The sequence below is a fragment of the Streptomyces sp. cg35 genome (assembly GCF_050410835.1).
Taxonomy (GTDB): domain Bacteria; phylum Actinomycetota; class Actinomycetes; order Streptomycetales; family Streptomycetaceae; genus Streptomyces.
Window position 1 is genome coordinate 3083074 of sequence record NZ_CP191268.1, and the last position, 17452, is coordinate 3100525.

Annotated in this window: 16 protein-coding genes and 1 riboswitch; of the genes, 6 read left to right on the top strand and 10 right to left on the bottom strand. The window is 70.6% G+C overall.

Annotated features, from left to right (window positions below; all coding sequences use genetic code 11):
• Nucleotides 1–94 precede the first annotated feature (94 nt).
• From ACQUQD_RS14060 to ACQUQD_RS14070, 3 genes are all read left to right on the top strand, one after another.
• Nucleotides 95–352 carry a DUF3311 domain-containing protein gene (locus tag ACQUQD_RS14060; RefSeq protein ID WP_428952397.1) on the top strand — a complete coding sequence of 86 codons (258 nt, stop codon included), beginning with the start codon at nucleotides 95–97 and terminating at the stop codon, nucleotides 350–352.
• Nucleotides 349–1971, top strand: coding sequence for a monocarboxylate uptake permease MctP (gene mctP, locus ACQUQD_RS14065; RefSeq protein ID WP_428952398.1), 1623 nt, complete (start codon nucleotides 349–351; stop codon nucleotides 1969–1971). The genes ACQUQD_RS14060 and mctP overlap by 4 nt, the downstream gene beginning before the upstream one ends.
• 96 nt (nucleotides 1972–2067) lie before the next feature.
• Nucleotides 2068–3048: a nucleoside hydrolase gene (locus ACQUQD_RS14070; protein WP_428952399.1), complete on the top strand. Its 981-nt coding sequence runs from the start codon at nucleotides 2068–2070 to the stop codon at nucleotides 3046–3048.
• Between the two features lie 21 nt (nucleotides 3049–3069).
• Here ACQUQD_RS14070 and ACQUQD_RS14075 read toward each other — a convergent pair whose 3' ends face one another.
• The gene (locus ACQUQD_RS14075; protein ID WP_428952400.1) at nucleotides 3070–3909 is read right to left on the bottom strand and encodes a hypothetical protein; all 840 of its coding nucleotides are present in this window, start codon (nucleotides 3907–3909) and stop codon (nucleotides 3070–3072) included.
• Between the two features lie 85 nt (nucleotides 3910–3994).
• Nucleotides 3995–4125, top strand: a riboswitch (cobalamin riboswitch).
• 121 nt (nucleotides 4126–4246) lie between these two features.
• Between ACQUQD_RS14075 and ACQUQD_RS14080 the strand changes: the two genes are divergently transcribed.
• Both ACQUQD_RS14080 and ACQUQD_RS14085 read left to right on the top strand, forming a co-directional pair.
• The gene (locus tag ACQUQD_RS14080; protein ID WP_428952401.1) at nucleotides 4247–6613 is read left to right on the top strand and encodes a ribonucleoside-diphosphate reductase subunit alpha; all 2367 of its coding nucleotides are present in this window, start codon (nucleotides 4247–4249) and stop codon (nucleotides 6611–6613) included.
• On the top strand, nucleotides 6613–7632 hold the full coding sequence (locus ACQUQD_RS14085) for a ribonucleotide-diphosphate reductase subunit beta (protein WP_428952402.1): 1020 nt from the start codon (nucleotides 6613–6615) through the stop codon (nucleotides 7630–7632). The genes ACQUQD_RS14080 and ACQUQD_RS14085 overlap by 1 nt, the downstream gene beginning before the upstream one ends.
• Here the strand turns inward: ACQUQD_RS14085 and ACQUQD_RS14090 are convergent.
• Entirely contained in the window at nucleotides 7629–7796 is a 168-nt protein-coding gene (locus tag ACQUQD_RS14090; protein ID WP_428952403.1) for a hypothetical protein, read from the bottom strand. The two genes, ACQUQD_RS14085 and ACQUQD_RS14090, sit on opposite strands and share 4 nt — an antisense overlap.
• A gap of 94 nt (nucleotides 7797–7890) precedes the next feature.
• Here ACQUQD_RS14090 and ACQUQD_RS14095 point away from each other — a divergent pair, with 94 nt between their 5' ends.
• Nucleotides 7891–8880, top strand: a complete 990-nt coding sequence (locus ACQUQD_RS14095; RefSeq protein WP_428952404.1) for a GlxA family transcriptional regulator — start codon at nucleotides 7891–7893, stop codon at nucleotides 8878–8880.
• 48 nt (nucleotides 8881–8928) lie between these two features.
• Here ACQUQD_RS14095 and ACQUQD_RS14100 read toward each other — a convergent pair whose 3' ends face one another.
• The 8 genes from ACQUQD_RS14100 to sigR all read right to left on the bottom strand — a co-directional run bounded on the left by ACQUQD_RS14100 (nucleotide 8929) and on the right by sigR (nucleotide 17327).
• Entirely contained in the window at nucleotides 8929–10308 is a 1380-nt protein-coding gene (locus ACQUQD_RS14100; RefSeq protein WP_428952405.1) for a cytochrome P450, read from the bottom strand.
• Complete coding sequence (locus tag ACQUQD_RS14105) at nucleotides 10305–11390, bottom strand: terpene synthase family protein (protein WP_428952406.1); 1086 nt, start codon at nucleotides 11388–11390, stop codon at nucleotides 10305–10307. The genes ACQUQD_RS14100 and ACQUQD_RS14105 overlap by 4 nt, the downstream gene beginning before the upstream one ends.
• 302 nt (nucleotides 11391–11692) lie before the next feature.
• Nucleotides 11693–12352 carry a peptide deformylase gene (gene def / locus ACQUQD_RS14110; protein WP_428952407.1) on the bottom strand — a complete coding sequence of 220 codons (660 nt, stop codon included), beginning with the start codon at nucleotides 12350–12352 and terminating at the stop codon, nucleotides 11693–11695.
• A gap of 126 nt (nucleotides 12353–12478) precedes the next feature.
• Complete coding sequence (locus tag ACQUQD_RS14115) at nucleotides 12479–13459, bottom strand: tetratricopeptide repeat protein (protein ID WP_428952408.1); 981 nt, start codon at nucleotides 13457–13459, stop codon at nucleotides 12479–12481.
• 108 nt (nucleotides 13460–13567) lie between these two features.
• On the bottom strand, nucleotides 13568–14794 hold the full coding sequence (locus ACQUQD_RS14120; RefSeq protein WP_428957556.1) for an HD-GYP domain-containing protein: 1227 nt from the start codon (nucleotides 14792–14794) through the stop codon (nucleotides 13568–13570).
• Between the two features lie 62 nt (nucleotides 14795–14856).
• Entirely contained in the window at nucleotides 14857–16188 is a 1332-nt protein-coding gene (locus ACQUQD_RS14125) for an HD-GYP domain-containing protein (RefSeq protein ID WP_428952409.1), read from the bottom strand.
• A 177-nt stretch (nucleotides 16189–16365) separates the two neighbouring features.
• Complete coding sequence (gene rsrA, locus ACQUQD_RS14130) at nucleotides 16366–16656, bottom strand: mycothiol system anti-sigma-R factor (protein ID WP_428952410.1); 291 nt, start codon at nucleotides 16654–16656, stop codon at nucleotides 16366–16368.
• Nucleotides 16653–17327: an RNA polymerase sigma factor SigR gene (gene sigR, locus ACQUQD_RS14135; protein ID WP_428952411.1), complete on the bottom strand. Its 675-nt coding sequence runs from the start codon at nucleotides 17325–17327 to the stop codon at nucleotides 16653–16655. The genes rsrA and sigR overlap by 4 nt, the downstream gene beginning before the upstream one ends.
• Nucleotides 17328–17452 lie beyond the last annotated feature (125 nt).

Below are 17452 nucleotides of genomic sequence, written 5' to 3' on the forward strand. Positions count from 1 at the left end.
CCGGACAGGGGTTCCATAGATCAAGACTCTCGCCTAGATTTCCCGCACGTTAAGCACGAGATAAGTGCGACCAGCGAGGGGACGGAGCCGCGACATGTCCGATGCGCCTGAAGTGAGGAGACCGGTGGTGACACCGGTGCGCGTAGTCATCGCGCTGTGCCTGGCCGCGCCGTTCGTGGCGATGCTCTGGGTCAGCTCCTACGCCAAGATCGACCCGACCTTCATCGGCATCCCGTTCTTCTACTGGTACCAGATGCTCTGGGTGCTCATCTCGACGGCGCTCACGATGACCGCGTACAAGCTGTGGCAGCGTGACCAGCGCGCCCGCAAGGCCACCGGGAGCCAGGGATGAACGACGGCGTCAACGGTGTCGCGCTCACCGTCTTCATCATCTTCTTCCTGGCCGTCACGGTCATGGGCTTCCTGGCCGCGCGCTGGCGCCGGTCCGAGAACGACTCGCTCGACGAATGGGGCCTGGGCGGCCGGTCGTTCGGCACCTGGATCACCTGGTTCCTGCTGGGCGGCGACCTCTACACGGCGTACACCTTCGTGGCCGTCCCCGCGGCGATCTACGCGGCGGGCGCGTCCGGCTTCTTCGCGGTGCCGTACACGATCCTCGTCTACCCCCTGATCTTCACTTTCCTGCCCCGCCTGTGGTCGGTCTCGCACAAGCACGGGTACGTGACCACGTCGGACTTCGTGCGCGGCCGGTTCGGTTCCAAGGGCCTCTCGCTGGCCGTCGCGATCACCGGCATCCTCGCCACCATGCCGTACATCGCGCTCCAACTGGTCGGCATCCAGGCCGTCCTGGACGTGATGGGCGTCGGCGGCGGCGAGAACACCAACTGGTTCATCAAGGACCTGCCGCTGCTCATCGCCTTCGGCGTGCTGGCCGCGTACACGTACTCGTCGGGTCTGCGGGCCCCCGCGCTGATCGCGTTCGTCAAGGACACGCTGATCTACATCGTGATCGCGGTCGCCATCATCTACATCCCGATCAAGCTGGGCGGGTTCGACGACATCTTCGCCGCCGCGGGCAAGAAGTTCGAGGCGATCAACCCCGCGACCGAGAAGCCCGTCGGGGCGCTCGCGCCCGGCTCGCAGGGCACCTGGACGTACGCGACGCTCGCGCTCGGCTCGGCCCTCGCGCTGTTCATGTACCCGCACTCGATCACGGCGACCCTGTCGTCCAAGAGCCGCGAGGTCATCCGGCGCAACACCACGATCCTGCCGCTGTACTCGCTCATGCTGGGCCTGCTCGCGTTGCTCGGGTTCATGGCGATCGCGGCCGGGATCAAGGTGCAGAACGGGCAGTTGGCGATTCCGCAGCTGTTCGAGGACATGTTCCCGGACTGGTTCGCGGGTGTGGCCTTCGCCGCCATCGGCATCGGCGCGCTGGTCCCGGCGGCCATCATGTCCATCGCCGCCGCGAACCTCTTCACCCGCAACATCTACAAGGACTTCCTCAAGCCGGACGCGACGCCCCAGCAGGAGACCAAGGTCTCCAAGCTGGTGTCGCTGCTGGTGAAGGTCGGCGCGCTGGCCTTCGTCCTGACCATGGACAAGACCGTCGCCATCAACTTCCAGCTCCTCGGCGGCATCTGGATCCTGCAGACCATGCCCGCGCTGGTGGGCGGCCTGTTCACCCGCTGGTTCCACCGGTGGGCGCTGCTCGCCGGCTGGGCGGTCGGCATGGTCTACGGCACCCTCGCCGCGTACGGGGTGGCCTCGCCGACGCAGAAGCACTTCGGCGGCTCCTCGAAGGAGATCCCGGGCATCGGGGAGATCGGCTACATCGGTCTGACCGCGTTCGTGCTGAACGTGATCGTGACCGTGGTCCTCACCTTCGTCCTGAAGGCCGTGAAGGCCCCGGAGGGCGTCGACGAGACGTCCCCCGAGGACTACACCGCGGACGCCGGCGACAAGGGCGTGCAGGTCGACCTGCCCACCGTCGGGGCCTCCGGCCACTAGGAATCGCCTCCCCCGCCGACGACGGGCCCCTCCTTCACGGAGGGGCCCGTCGCATTACGGTGATCGATACAACGCACCATCTGCCCCGGAGGAACCATGGCCGCCCCCATCGTGCTCGACAGCGATCCCGGAATCGACGACGCCGTCGCACTGCAGTACCTGCTCGGCACGGGGCTGTGGGACCTCAAGGCCTACACGACCGTCGGCGGCAACGTGCCCGCCGGGCAGACCTTCCGCAACGGCCGGGCCCTCGCCCGGGTGTTCGGCATCGACGGCGACGTGACGGTGCACCGGGGCGCCGGCCGCCCGCTGACCCGCCTGCCGTACGCGGCCGCCGGCGAGTTCCACGGCTCCGCGGGACTCGGTACGGAGCAGCTGCCGGACTCGACCGCGCCGGAGCACCCCGAGTCCTCCGCGCAGGCCCTGCTGAGGCTCTCGCGCGCGTACGAGGGGGAGCTGACGGTGTGCGCGACGGGCCCGCTCACCAATGTGGCGCTCGCCCTGAGCGAGGACCCGGACTTCGCCCGGCGCGTGAAGCGGCTGGTCTTCATGGGCGGGGCGGCCGAGGTGCCCGGGAACATCACGCCGGTCGCCGAGTTCAACGCGTGGACGGACCCGGACGCGGCGGACCTGGTCGTGTCGTCGGGCATCCCGTACACGATGGTCGGGCTCGACGCGACGCACGGCTGGCGGTTCGGGCCCGACGAGCTCAAGACTCTGGAGGAGGCGGGCGAGGGCATGGAGCTGACCGCGCGCCTGATGCGCTTCTACCTCGGCGCGTACGAGGAGACCGGGGGCAGCCCCCTGCACGACCCGCTGGCCGTCGGGGTGTGCGCCGACGAGTCGTTCGTGACCGCCGCCGAGGGCACGGTCGTCGTGGAGTGCGCGAGCGAACTCACCCGCGGCAAGACGGTGTTCGTCCCCTACGACTCCGACTACCCGCGCGCTTACTACTCGGAGTCGCCCCTGGTGGCCGCCCGCACCGAGCACCGCGGCCGGGTCGCCCTGGGCACGGGCCCGCGCAACTTCACCGAGGACTTCGTGAACACGCTCCTGAAGCGGCCCGCGGCCGGGTAGCACCGGCGCCGGGGCCGGTGCTCACGCGCCGGCCCCGTACAGCGTCCCGCCCACCTCGCGCGCGAGGTGGGCGGCCCAGCGGACGGTCTCGTCGCGGCCCGCGCCCTCCTCGCCGAGGAGGAGCACGAGCACTCCGCCGACCCGCACATGGGCGCGGTACCGGGTGGTCGTCCCGCCCTCGTACATCACGTCCTGGACCTCCAGGAACGCCTCGTCGCCCAGGCCCTTGAGCGGCACGGTCCCGTACCGCTCGGTCGCCGAGCCCGCCTCCATGTCGGAGGCGAACTCCCGGCAGTGCCGCAGGATGTCCTGCTCGACGCGCTGATGGTCGCGGGCCTCGGCGACGGGCAGCGACACGATCATCTGCGTCGCCACGAGGTGCCCCTCCGGCGGCCGGGTCGCACGGTCCACCCACTGGGTGCGGGCCAGCGCCATGGCGCCCCGGTACGCCGCCGGGCCCAGCCAGGCCGGGTCCTTCTCCCCGGCCGCGTCCAGGCAGTACGACCAGCGGCCGCTGCGCTGGTCGTGGGTGCTCTCGTACGGGCCCGCCTGGGTCTCCCCGCGCTCCAGCCCCGTACCGAACGCGGCGTCGGGCAGCAGCGCCTTCTTCAACTGCTCGGCGGTGAAGACCTGCCGGGGCGCGGCGACGGCGTCCCGGCCCGGGGCGGTCGCGGGGCCGGTGGGCCGGACCACCTCGGGGCTCGGCGCCGTCGGGCTCGCGGACGTCTTCGGACTCGCGGACGTCTTCGAAGAGGCGGACGACGACGGCCCGGCCGCGGCCCGGTCCGCCGCTCCCCCGCCGCACCCCGCCAGAAGCACCGTCACCAGCGGCACCACGGCCGTCCCCTGCCACGCGCGCATCGAGCCCTCCCCAAGATCGCCCGCCCGTAGATCGCCGTCACCCTATCCGACACAAGATGTGGGCCTGCCGCGAAAGCCTGACACAAGATGTATGCTCACTCTCGCTGTCGCCGCAGGGGAATCCGGTGCAAATCCGGAACTGTCCCGCAACGGTGAACGTAAGCGCACATAAGCGTCCGCGTGAGTCCGATGACCTGTCGACAGCACGCCCGAGCCGTCCGGCCCGGGCGTCGACGACGTCCGGGCCTCGCGGAATGGGCCGGTGACGACGGCGCCTCCGTGCGCCCGAGCCACTCCCTCCCCGCAGGCCCCGAGCCGAGCGAGGGAGAGCCTCCACGTGACCATCGCGCCGCCCGCCGAACCGGTCTCAGCCGCACCGGACGACGCTCCGGGGACCGCGCTGCTGCGCACCCTGACCGAGCTGACCGCCGACCTCCCCGACGCCGACCCCGGCCGGGTCGCAGCCGCCGCGCTGCGCGGCCGCAGTGCCCGCGCCGACGAGGCCGAGCTGCGCGGACTCGCCACCGAGGCAGCGGCGGGGCTCATCTCCGAGGACCCCGTCTACTCCCGGCTGGCCGCCCGGCTCCTGACGCTCTCCATCGCCGCCGAGGCCGCCTCGCAGGGCGTGACCTCGTTCACCGAGTCGGTCGCGGTCGGCCACCGCGAGGGGCTCGTCGCCGACCGCACCGCCGAGTTCGTGCGGATCCACGCCGCCCGGCTGAACGCGCTGATCGACCCGGCCGGGGACGACCGCTTCGGCTACTTCGGCCTGCGCACCCTGCACAGCCGCTACCTGCTGCGCCACCCGATCACCCGCCAGGTCGTCGAGACCCCGCAGCACTTCATGCTCCGCGTCGCCGCCGGTCTCGCCGAGGACGACAGCGCCCGCGCCGTCGACGAGGTCGCCGCGCTGTACGGCCTGATGAGCCGCCTCGACTACCTGCCCTCCTCCCCCACCCTCTTCAACTCCGGCACCCGGCACCCGCAGATGTCGAGCTGTTACCTGCTGGACTCCCCGCTGGACGAGCTGGACTCGATCTACGACCGCTACCACCAGGTGGCCCGGCTGTCGAAGCACGCGGGCGGCATCGGCCTCTCGTACTCCCGCATCCGCAGCCGGGGTTCGCTGATCCGCGGCACGAACGGGCACTCCAACGGCATCGTGCCGTTCCTGAAGACGCTGGACGCGTCGGTCGCCGCCGTGAACCAGGGCGGGCGCCGCAAGGGCGCCGCCGCCGTCTACCTGGAGACGTGGCACTCCGACATCGAGGAGTTCCTGGAGCTGCGCGACAACACCGGTGAGGACGCGCGCCGCACCCACAACCTGAACCTCGCGCACTGGATCCCCGACGAGTTCATGCGCCGGGTCAACGAGGGCGGCACCTGGTCGCTGTTCTCGCCGGCCGACGTGCCCGAGCTGGTCGACCTGTGGGGCGCGGAGTTCGACGCCGCGTACCGGAAGGCCGAGGCCGAGGGGAAGGCCCAGAAGACCATCCCCGCACGGGACCTGTACGGCCGCATGATGCGCACGCTCGCGCAGACCGGCAACGGCTGGCTGACCTTCAAGGACGCCGCCAACCGGACCGCCAACCAGACCGCGGAGCCCGGCCACACGGTCCACTCCTCGAACCTGTGCACCGAGATCCTGGAGGTGACGGACGACGGGGAGACGGCCGTCTGCAACCTCGGCTCCGTGAACCTGGGTTCCTTCGTGGACACGGCGACCGGGGACATCGACTGGGAGCGGCTCGACGAGACCGTCCGCACGGCCGTCACGTTCCTCGACCGGGTCGTCGACATCAACTTCTACCCGACCGAGCAGGCGGGCCGCTCCAACTCCCGCTGGCGTCCGGTGGGTCTGGGCGCGATGGGCCTGCAGGACGTCTTCTTCAAGCTGAAGCTGCCCTTCGACTCGCCCGAGGCCAGGGCGCTGTCCACGCGGATCGCCGAGCGCATCATGCTCGCCGCGTACGAGGCGTCCGCCGACCTCGCCGAGCGCAACGGGCCGCTGCCCGCCTGGCAGAAGACCCGGACCGCGCGCGGTGTCCTGCACCCCGACCACTACGGCGTCGAGTTCACCTGGCCGGAGCGCTGGGCCGCGCTGCGGGAACGTATCGCCGCGGTCGGCATGCGCAACTCGCTGCTGCTCGCGATCGCCCCGACGGCCACCATCGCGTCCATCGCGGGTGTCTACGAGTGCATCGAGCCGCAGGTCTCCAACCTGTTCAAGCGCGAGACGCTGTCCGGCGAGTTCCTCCAGGTCAACTCGTACCTGGTGGACGAGCTGAAGCGGCTCGGCGTGTGGGACGCGCAGACCCGCGAGGCGCTGCGCGAGTCCAACGGCTCGGTGCAGGGCTTCACGTGGGTGCCCGAGGAGGTGCGGGCGCTGTACCGCACGGCGTGGGAGATCCCGCAGCGCGGCCTCATCGACATGGCGGCGGCGCGCACCCCGTACCTCGACCAGGCCCAGTCCCTGAACCTGTTCATGGAGACCCCGACCATCGGCAAGCTCTCCTCGATGTACGCGTACGCCTGGAAGTCGGGCCTGAAGACGACGTACTACCTGCGCTCGCGCCCCGCGACGCGCATCGCCCGCGCGGCGGGCCGCTCCAGCGTCCCCGCGCAGACCGCCACGCCCGTCGTCGAGGCGGACGCGGTCGCCTGCTCCCTGGAAAACCCCGAGTCCTGCGAGGCCTGCCAGTAATGTCCGACACCACTGCCGAGAAGAACCTGCTCGACCCGGGCTTCGAACTGACCCTGCGTCCCATGCGCTACCCGGACTTCTACGAGCGCTACCGGGACGCCATCAAGAACACCTGGACCGTCGAGGAGGTCGACCTCCACTCGGACGTCGCCGACCTCGCGAAGCTCAGCCCGGGTGAGCAGCACATGATCGGCCGGCTGGTCGCGTTCTTCGCGACGGGCGACTCGATCGTGGCGAACAACCTGGTCCTGACGCTCTACAAGCACATCAACTCCCCCGAGGCGCGGCTGTACCTGAGCCGTCAGCTGTTCGAGGAGGCCGTGCACGTCCAGTTCTATCTGACGCTGCTCGACACCTATCTGCCCGATCCGGACGACCGGGCGGCGGCGTTCGCGGCGGTGGAGAACATCCCGTCCATCCGCGAGAAGGCCGAGTTCTGCTTCAAGTGGATGGACTCGGTCGAGAAGCTGGACCGCCTGGAGACCAAGGCGGACCGGCGCCGCTTCCTCCTCAACCTGATCTGCTTCGCGGCGTGCATCGAGGGGCTCTTCTTCTACGGCGCCTTCGCCTACGTCTACTGGTTCCGCTCGCGCGGCCTGCTGCACGGCCTGGCGACCGGCACCAACTGGGTGTTCCGCGACGAGACGATGCACATGAGCTTCGCCTTCGACGTGGTCGACACGGTCCGCAAGGAGGAGCCGGACCTGTTCGACGACGCACTGGAGCAGCAGGTCACCGACATGCTGCGGGAGGCGGTCGACGCCGAGCTGCAGTTCGGGCGCGACCTGTGCGGGGACGGGCTGCCGGGCATGAACACCGAGTCGATGCGGCAGTACCTGGAGTGCGTCGCCGACCAGCGCCTGCAGCGCCTCGGCTTCGCGCCCGTCTACGGCTCCGAGAACCCCTTCTCCTTCATGGAGCTGCAGGGTGTCCAGGAGCTGACCAACTTCTTCGAGCGGCGGCCCTCGGCGTACCAGGTCGCGGTCGAGGGCTCGGTCGGTTTCGACGAGGAGTTCTAGGCGGCCCGGGTGAACTCGGCGCGGTGGGAGGCCTGTTCGGCGTCCCGTCGCGCCTGCCGGAGCTGCCGGTCGATGCGGCGGTCGTGTGCGATCCCGTACAGGGACGGGGCGGCGAGGAGGAGGAAGACGAAGAGGACGGTGAGGTAGTTCATCGCTGTGTTCATGTCCTCCACTCTCCCGCCGCCGGGCCCCGCCCGGCAGTGGCAGGACTGTCACTGACCCTCGATTTACTGCCAACTCTGCGGCACACTGGCGGGCATGCTGAAGAACGTGGCCGCAGTGCTGCTCGACGGTGTGCATCCCTTCGAACTCGGCGTCGTGTGCGAGGTGTTCGGCCTCGACCGCAGCGACGCCGGGCTTCCGGTGTACGACTTCGCGGTCGCCTCCGTGGAGGGTCCCTCGCTCACCACGCACGTGCCCGGTATGACGGTCTCGACCCCGCACGGCCTGGAGCGCCTGGAGGAGGCCGACCTCATCGCGATCCCCTCGGCGGGGCGGCGGTTCGACCAGTACCCGCCCGAGCTGCTCGACGCGCTGCGGCGGGCGGTCGACCGGGGCGCGCGCGTGCTCAGCCTGTGCGCGGGGGTCTTCGTGCTCGGCGAGGCCGGACTCCTTGACGGCCGCCGCTGCGCGGTCCACTGGCGGTACGCGCGCGAGCTCTCCGTCATGTATCCGCGCACCCGGGTCGACCCCGATGTCCTGTACGTCGACGAGGGCCCGGTCATCACCTCCGCCGGGACGGCCGCGGGCATCGACGCCTGCCTGCACATCGTGCGCACCGAGCACGGCTCCGAGGTGGCCAACGCGATAGCGCGCCGCATGGTCGTGCCGCCGCACCGCGACGGGGGCCAGGCCCAGTACGTGGAGCGGCCGTTGCCCGCGACGCGCTGCGACACCGTCGGCGAGGTCCTGGCATGGATGGAGCGGCATCTGGACGCGCCGGTGACCGTCGAGGAGCTGGCGGCGCGGGCGCACATGTCACCGCGCACCTTCGCGCGCCGCTTCCAGCAGGAGACGGGCACGACGCCGTACCGCTGGCTGCTGCGCCAACGGGTGCTGTTCGCCCAGCAGTTGCTGGAGAGCACGGACGAGACGGTGGACGCGATCGCCTTCCGCGCCGGGTTCGGCAACGCGGCGGCGATGCGCCACCAGTTCATGAAGGCGCTGGGCACGACGCCCAACGCCTTCCGGAGGACGTTCCGGGTGCGGTCGGTCAGCCACCTGTCCGAGGGCCGTCGGTCCGCGTGAGGCACCGGTGACGTCGGCGCCTGACTCCTCACCCGCGCCCCGGCGCCCCTACGGCGTCGAGGCGGCCCGCGCCTCGACCCGCAGCAGCGCGCTGCGCGGCTGCAGCGTGATGCCGATCCGGGCGGTGCTGTCCGTCCTGTCGGTCGGAACCAGTCTCCACTTGGACACCACCGCGCCCAGGACCAGGGACAGTTCGGCCATGCTGAAGTGATCACCGGGGCACTTGCGGTTGCCGACGCTGAACGGCGCGTGCGCCGCCGGCGTGACGTCCGCGGCGCGTTCGGGCAGCCAGCGGTCCGGGTCGAACGCCAGATGGTCGGCGAACGCGCGCGGGTCGCGCTGCATGGCCAGCGGACTGTAGACGATGTCGGAACCGGCCGGAATGCGATACCCGCCGAGTGTCGTGTCGACGGCGGCGAGCCGCGTCAATATCCAGACAGCGGGCCGTATCCGCATGGACTCGGTGATCAGATTCCGCATATATGCGAGTTCCTTGAGGTCGCCGAAAGCGACCGGCCTGCCACCGGTCACGGATTTGACCTCGTCGTGCAACCGCTTTTCCTGCTCGGGGTGTTCGGCGAGAAGCTGGAACACCCACGTCAGGGTCTTCGCGACATTCTCGGCACCGGCCACGACGAGGGACACGACTTGGTCGTGCACCTCCTGTTCGTTGACGGTTTCACCATTCTCGTCGCGGTCCTCGAGCAATGCGGCGAGCAGATCGCCCGGATTGCTTCCCGAAGCCCTTCGCTCGGCGATGATCTCGTCGACCAGCCGATGCAAATCGGCCAGCGCGCTCTCGAATCGCCGATTGGCCGGAAGTGGCAGTCGGTACAGCGGGCCGAAGGAAAGGATCATCCTCCGGTACAGGCCCTCGAAGACGGTGTGCAGCGCCGCGCTCAGCCGGTCGGCCCGCTCGTCGATGGACTCGACCTGGAGCACGGAACGGGCCACGATCCGGGTCGCCGTGCGGAACACCTCGGCCGCGATGTCGACGGTCTGCCCGTCGCTCCACCGCGCGGCCATCGCCCGCGCCTCCTCCTCCATCACGGTCGCGTGCTCATGGATCTTGTCCATCCGGAACGCGGGCTGGATCGCCCGGCGCTGGCGTCGGTGCAGCGGCCCGTTGCTGGTCGCCACGCCCTTGCCGAGCAGGACGCCCATCGTCTCCCACAGCGGCCCCCCGACCAGGAAGTCCGGGCTCTTGAGCAGCGTGGCGACCAGCTCCGGGTCGCACACCGCGTAGGCCGTCTTCGGGCCGAGCTTCAGCCGCACGACGTCGCCGCCGTCGCGCAGCCGGGTCAGGAAGCCGAGCGGGTCGCGCAGCAGGTTCCAGGCGTGGCCCATCAGCGGCGCGCCGCCGGGGGCGGGCGGCGGCTGCCCCGGGTCCGTACCGGGTGCCGCTGCCAGGGTCGATTCGACCGTCATGCGCACTCACCTACCTGGTTGGTCTGTTCGGTCGGCTCGTCGTCGGTGACGTAGGGCGGCGTGGACCGGTCGTCCCAGCTGTCGACCGCGTAGCGGCCGGATTCGTGATGGAACCAGTACACGGAACTGAACCAGTTCCGCATATTTCCCACGCACGACCTGATGGCCGTCGCGAGTTCCCTGCCGTGCGGTCCGATATTTTCCGTGGCGACCGCGAGCTGCTCCACCTCCACCTCCGCGGCAAGGAATTCCTCGATGGTTCCCTGAACCCTTCGGCGTACTTCCACGATTGCTTCCTGGAGGGAAAGCCCTTCGTGCTTGATGAGGCTTATCCCGAGGTTGTGCAATTCGTCGCCCGCGAGCTCCTTGGGCAATGAGCACAGGTCGTTGTACCAGGCGGCGAAATCCTGGCAGGCGAGTGCCGCACGGGTGAAAGCAGCATTCTTCCGCACCCACGCGGGGAGTTCGTACTGTGCGGTCGGCTCCAGCAGGTCGAGCCATATCCAGTGCGCGAACGTATTCCTGCGCAGGGAAATGTACTCGTCGACGGACGGAACGGTGCCCGTCATCCGGTTGTGGAACTCCTGGTCGTACGCGTCGATCACCACGTGGAAGTGGCGGGCGAACCGGGCGCTCCACGTCCGGCTCAGCGAGCCGTAGAGCCGGTCGACGCTCTCCGCGAAGGCCGCGACCAGCGGATCCTTGTGACGCAGGTGAAGCTGTGGTGCCTCCGTGGCCGCGTGCAACTGGACGGCGAGCCGCCGCCAGCTCGTCGTCCGCCCGTGGATCACGTCACGGTCGTGCCGGTCGTCCCAGACGAAGAACCACGCGCTGTAGTCGCAAATCGCGGCCAGCACCTCGTTGGGGGCACCCATGTAATAGCCCGCCATCAAGTCCGTGTAGCACAGACCATCGGCATATTTCTCCACCTTGTCGGCAGGCATGAGGCGCTTTTCGAGCAGCCAGGAGCGGGTCTTCTCCTGGAGCTTCGGCCAATACGGGTGCAGATTGCGAGGAAACGCGTCCTCGATCACCGGAAGCGCCAGCGCCGGTGGGACCGCTGTCTGTGGATAAGCAGGCACGAACAAACCCCTCTCTGCTGCCTGATGGCGTACGCCCCTCCCGCAGTGCCGGGCGCGCGCCGTTGCGTATCCCCGCGCTTTCTATTCAGCACTACAACTGACCGTTCTGGGAACGGATTTGCTCCCCTCACTACCCCCCACCGCCGGAATCGTCCCCTTACATGACCGAATATGGGTCACATGCGGCCGGTCCTGTTCGCACACGCGGCCGTACAAGCAAGGGTGCGGGCATGCACAAGAGCGGCGCCTGGCCGGAAACATCCGTACCAGGCGCCGCTCGGCGCGCAACTGCCCCGCTGGGCTCAGTCGTTGGGGACCACGGGGTAGCGGGGCGTGCCCTCGTCCATCTGCTTCAGGGCGTTCTTCCGCTCCCGCTTCGACAGGCGGTCGATGTACAGGTACCCGTACAGGTGGTCCGTCTCGTGCTGCAGGCAGCGCGCGAAGTACCCGGTGCCGCGCACCGTGATCGGGTTGCCCTTCTCGTCCTGCCCGGTGACCACCGCGTAGTCGGGACGGGCGAGTTCGGCGTACGCCGTCGGCACGGACAGGCAGCCCTCGTTGGAGTCGTCGAGCCGGCGCTGGTCGGCGGGCAGCTCCCGCAGGACCGGGTTGACGACGACGCCGGTGTGACGCACGCCCTCGTCGTCCGGGCAGTCGTAGACGAAGACCTTGCGGTCGACACCGATCTGGTTGGCGGCGAGGCCCACGCCCTCGGCGGTGCGCTGGCTGGCGAACATGTCGTCGACCAGCGCGGCCAGCTCGTCGTCGAACTCCGTCACGTCCTTGCACTCCTTGTGCAGGACGGGGTTCCCGACGACGGTGATCGGCCGCGACGTCCCGCGCTCCCGGTACGCCGCCTCCCGCGCCTCGCAGTCCTCGGTGTCGATGACGAAGCCCTCGTCGTCCACGGGGAGCACGCCCGCGCCCGCAACGTGCTGCTGATCGGTGTCCTGCTGCGCCATGACGGACGTAAGCCTTCCTAGGGAACGGGGGATGTCTTTACCAGAGTACGGGGAGCTCAGGACCGGCCCGTCAGGGGCGCGGGGAACGGCGCGGGCGACGAAGAACCCCGCACCCGGCCGCGGCGGCTAACAGACCTCTTCAAGATCCCGCCAGTCCCGCGAGTCCGGCGAGTCCGCGACCCAGCCGTCCAGCAGTCCCCGCACCAGAGAAGCCGGCGCCGCCACCCCGCACTCCCGCTCCGGCACCCACAGCTGCCCGTCGGTCCGGTGCCCCAGCGGCCCGGGATGCCCCGGCTCGCTGTGGTCGTGCGGATCGAGGTGCTCACCGTCGCCCTCGTCGGACGGCATCCGCGACTCCGAGCACATCCGGCACAGCAGCCGCACCGACGACGACCAGTCCTCGGCGGCGAACCCGGCATCGGCCGCGAGCCGCTCCAGGGCGTCCCGGTCGGACTCGGTGGCGGCCTCCAGGAGCACCACCCAGGTCGGCACCGGCGAGGGCGCCCACAGCTCGATCTCGTCGAACACCGGGTACGAGTGCCCGGTCGCGGTGGTCCGCTCCCCGTGGGGCACCCCGTCGTGCAGCACGACCTCGCCCCAGCGCCGCCCGGACGAGGGCAGCGGAATGGACAGCACCTCGATGCGGGCGGGGTCGAGCCGCCGCCCCCACACCACCTCGGCCTCGCCCTCGGGCGACAGCCGCACGGCGGCGCTGCCCAGGTCCATGCCGGTCGGTTCGCCCGCGGCGGTCGCGCCACCGGGCACCTTCAGCCCGTACGCCTGCCAGGCCCGCCGGGCCAGCGGCCAGTCCTGCAGGGCGGTGGCGGCGATCCCCACGTTCCACCAGTCCGGGGCGCCGGTCTCCCGGTCGAGGAGCGCGACGGCCCGCAGGCCCGCGGCGCGCGCCTGCTCCCAGTCGTGCCGGAACTTGTGCAGCAGGGCGAGGTTGAACCAGGACTCCGACAGCCAGGGCTCCAGGTCCGCGGCGCGGGTGAGCAGGGCGCCCGCGTCCTCGTACCGGCCGTCCCCGATCAGCGTGAACGCGCGGTCCGTGGCCTGCCGCCACGAGGCGGAGGGCCGGTGTCGTCCCTTGCCGAAGATCCTCACGATTCCCGCCTGCCGATACTCGAGGCCTGTGCCCCCTGGACACTCCTCTTTTGTGGGCTCCTTCGCATCCAACCACGTACGGTCGGACGCCCGCTCATTACCCATGGGTTACCCAGCCGACCCTAGGCTCAGACCGGGGTGCGCGACCACTCTGGCCAGCGCCTCGACGACCTCGGGCTGATAGTCCCGGCCCGTGGCCAGACGCAGCCGTTCCAGGGCCGTGAGCGGGCCCTGGGGGCCCTCTTCCCTGGCCATTTCGTCGTACGCGTTCGCTGTCCGCACAATCCGCGCGGTGAGCGGCTGTTCCCGGTAGGGATCGGCCTGCCGCTCGACCACCACGGCGACCTGGGCGTCCACTCCGGTCTGCCGGACGACGGCGCCGCCGAGCAGGGCGATACGGCGCTGCTGGGCGGCGGGCAGCCCGGCCGTGGCGCCCTGGGCGACCGGGTCGAGCAGCGACAGCTGCCCGATGTCGTGCATCAGGGCCGCGTACTCCAGAACGGTCAGATCGGGCCCGGAGAGCCCCAGGTCACGGCCTATCGACCGGCTCAGCGCGGCCACCCGGTGGGCGTGCCCGTGCGGCGTGTAACCGGCGATCTCGGTGGCGCGGGCCAGCGAGGCGATGGTCTGGCGGTAGGTGGCCTTCACCGCGGAGTAGCGCCGGAAGGCCAGCTGGGTGAGGAGCAGCGGCAGACTGATGACGGGCAGCGCCCACACCCCGGCGACGGCGACCGCGAGCGCCATGACGGCCCCCGTGGCGCAGACGGCCGACCCGATGCCGAGCATCGCCCGCAGTTCGTCGCGCAGCAGCGGCCCGAACGGCCAGCGGGTGCGCGCGTGGGCCAGGGCGGCGGCCAGCACGGCGTCGCACAGCGCCGTGAGCACGAGCAGCCCGGCGACGAGCAGCGCGTAGGACGCCCCGTCGCCGAACCACTCCTCCAATTTTCCCTGGTTGTAGAGCGGTTGGAAGCAGACGGCGGCGAAGGCGACGGTGAGCACCCGGCGCGCCATGTGGTCGAACGAGGGCCCCTTGCCGCGGGCCACGTGCGGGACACACCCGACGAGCGCGCCCGCGACGGCGACCGTGACGACCTGGAGCACGCCGTGGTGCGTGGGCCGGCCGGCCGCCTCGCCGAGCAGCGCGTACGCGAGGGCCCCCGCGGCCCCCAGCGGCGCGGACTCCCGGTCCTCGCCGCCGCCCCAGCGCGCCAGCTCCCCCACGGCGACGAGGAGCCCGAAGGCGAGGGCGACCCCGCGGTCGGCGAGCCCGTGCCAGACGGTGTCGCCGAGGGCGAGCAGGGTGACCGCGCCGGCGAGGACGCGGACGAGGACCACGGCGGCGGGCACCCGCGCCGCCGCCCCGGCCGCGCTGCCGCCCCGGGCGGGTGCCCAGGCCGTCACCGGGAGGCCGCCCCCGGTACGGCCACGCCTTGCGGGCGGGGTGCGGGCAGCACGCTCTCGTCGGCGGTCACCACCGGATGCCAGCCGTCCCGCCCGAGGACCCGCACCAGCGCCCGCACCATCACCGGGTCGAACTGCGAGCCCGCGCACCGCTCCAGCTCCGCCAGGGCGACGTCCACGGGCCGCGCCCGCGAGTACGTGCGCGTGGACGTCATGGCGTCGAACGCGTCGGCCACCGCCACCACCCGCGCGAACTCCGGGATCTGCGTCCCCGCGAGCCCGTACGGGTACCCGCTGCCGTCGAGCCGTTCGTGGTGGTGCAGGATCGCCGCCCGGGCCTCGCCGAGGAAGCCGATGCCGCGCACCATCTCGTGCCCGTACTCGGGATGCAGCTGGATGATCTCGCGCTCCTCTGGGGTGAGCGGCCCGTCCTTGCGCAACAGCCGGGTGGGGACGCCGAGTTTGCCCACGTCGTGCAGGATCCCGGCGAACCGCAGGACCTCCACCCGCTCGTCGGCCATGCCCAGTTCCCTGGCGATCATCATGGACGCCTGCCCGACGCGCTCGCTGTGCCCGCGCGTGTATCCGTCCTTGATGTCGACGGCCTGGACGAGGGCCCGGATGGTCGCCTGATGAGCGGCGCGCTCGCGCTGGTACTGGGCGAACACCCAGCAGGAGATGTACATCGGCAGCAGCACGAGCAGCGAGGCCACCGGCCCGTAGGAACTCGCCCACAGCACCGCCATCAGCAGACCCGCAAGACCGTGCACGGCCACCGGCGCCAGGGACCGCAGGAAGAGGCCGCGCCAGGCGGAGCGCAGCGGTACGCGCTCGGCGGCGGCGAGGATGCCGCCGTCGAGGACGGTGAGCACGACACAGAAGGTGAGCACCGCGGCGGCAGCGGGCACGAGCGCGTACGGGAGGCGGGCCCCGGAGACGGCGTCCGAGCCGCCGAGGGCGCCGAAGACCTCCGCGGCCGCTCCGATGCCGAGGGCGAGCTGGGCCGCCCGCCACAGGCGGCGCAGCCGTCGGGGCCGCTGTTCCACCCGGGCGAGGAGGGCGCCGGGCACGGCGACGAGAGCGGCGGCCGCGGGCGGCAGCAGAAACGCTCCTGCAAGCAGTACCGGGAAGAACGTGCCCATGCCTTTGGGGGCGCGCCGGCCGACGAGCCGGCAGCGGCCGACCTGCTCGCAGCCCGCGTACACGCAGGCGAGCAGCGCCACGGCGGACCAGGAGGTGTCGCGGGAGACGGCCGGAGCGGCGCACACGAGGGCGCCGACGACCGTCAGGAGTACGTACGCGCGGGCCACCGGCGGAACCGACCGCATGCCCAACTCCCTCCCCGTGGCATTCAGTTCACGGAGAATAGGACGCGATCCGCGCCCTCCGGGCGGCATCGCGGGGATTGCCGGGGCCTGAGGCCCCGGATTAGCACGATCGGGTGAACCGGGTGGCGGACGGGGCCAACCCCCGCACACGATGCGGAAGTTGCCCGCGCCTCAGCTTCAGGCGAGGGGCGTGCCCTCGTCGGGCGTGGCCTGCCCGGAGCGGATCAGATCGATGCGCCCCATGACCTTCGCCCGGAGGTCGGTCGGCACGTCGTCATGCCCGCAGCACCGCTTGACCAGCTTCTTCACAGCCTGCTCCAGGCCGTACTTCTCCAGGCACGGGGAGCACTCCTCGAAGTGCACCTCGAACTTGGTGCAGTCGGAGTCCGGCATCTCATGGTCAAGGAACTCATAGAGATGGTCGAGGACCTCACTGCAGTCCGTCTCGTGCGGCTCTCCGCAGCTCATGAGCCCGAGCCTTTCGCTTCGTTCGACTCTCCGGCGCCGGCCGGGACGAGCCCGCGGTCACGGGCGTAGTCCTCGAGCATGCCGCGCAGCTGGCGACGGCCCCGGTGGAGCCGGGACATCACCGTTCCGATGGGTGTCCCCATGATGTCCGCGATCTCCTTGTACGCAAAGCCCTCTACGTCGGCGAGATAGACCGCGATGCGGAATTCCTCGGGGATCGCCTGGAGCGCGCGCTTCACATCGGAGTCGGGCAGATGGTCGAGCGCCTGCGACTCGGCGGAGCGCAGACCGGTCGACATGTGCGACTCGGCGCGCGCCAGCTGCCAGTCCTCGATCTCCTCGGCGGCACTGCGCTGGGGCTCGCGCTGCTTCTTGCGGTACGAGTTGATGAAGGTGTTCGTCAGGATCCGGTACAGCCACGCCTTGAGGTTCGTACCCTCACGGAACTGGTGGAACGACGCGTACGCCTTGGCATACGTCTCCTGCACCAGGTCCTCTGCGTCCGCCGGATTGCGCGTCATGCGCAGGGCGGCCGAGTACATCTGGTCGAGGAATTCCAGCGCGTCCCGCTCGAAGCGCGCGCTGCGCTCGGCAGCGCTCTCCACAGGCTCGGGCCCCTCGTCCGCCTGGCCGTGTTCGGTCCCTGCGTCGGTCCCTGTGACCGGACCCACCTCCTCAAACGACGTCGCAGGACCCAAAGAGGTCCCACTCGAATCGGAGGATAGACGACGATCCGGTCCGCCCGCCGCCCGAATAGGAGCGGTCTTGGCCGCGCTCAGCACGCTCCACTCCAGGT

Coding starts and splice junctions, on each gene's coding strand:
- ACQUQD_RS14100 (WP_428952405.1), bottom strand. CDS start 10,308: ATGACGGTCGAATCGACCCTGGCAGCGGCACCCGGTACGGACCCGGGG.
- ACQUQD_RS14095 (WP_428952404.1), top strand. CDS start 7,891: ATGCTGAAGAACGTGGCCGCAGTGCTGCTCGACGGTGTGCATCCCTTC.
- ACQUQD_RS14090 (WP_428952403.1), bottom strand. CDS start 7,796: ATGAACACAGCGATGAACTACCTCACCGTCCTCTTCGTCTTCCTCCTC.
- ACQUQD_RS14060 (WP_428952397.1), top strand. CDS start 95: ATGTCCGATGCGCCTGAAGTGAGGAGACCGGTGGTGACACCGGTGCGC.
- ACQUQD_RS14075 (WP_428952400.1), bottom strand. CDS start 3,909: ATGCGCGCGTGGCAGGGGACGGCCGTGGTGCCGCTGGTGACGGTGCTT.
- def (WP_428952407.1), bottom strand. CDS start 12,352: ATGGCGCAGCAGGACACCGATCAGCAGCACGTTGCGGGCGCGGGCGTG.
- ACQUQD_RS14070 (WP_428952399.1), top strand. CDS start 2,068: ATGGCCGCCCCCATCGTGCTCGACAGCGATCCCGGAATCGACGACGCC.
- ACQUQD_RS14085 (WP_428952402.1), top strand. CDS start 6,613: ATGTCCGACACCACTGCCGAGAAGAACCTGCTCGACCCGGGCTTCGAA.
- mctP (WP_428952398.1), top strand. CDS start 349: ATGAACGACGGCGTCAACGGTGTCGCGCTCACCGTCTTCATCATCTTC.
- ACQUQD_RS14125 (WP_428952409.1), bottom strand. CDS start 16,188: ATGCGGTCGGTTCCGCCGGTGGCCCGCGCGTACGTACTCCTGACGGTC.
- rsrA (WP_428952410.1), bottom strand. CDS start 16,656: ATGAGCTGCGGAGAGCCGCACGAGACGGACTGCAGTGAGGTCCTCGAC.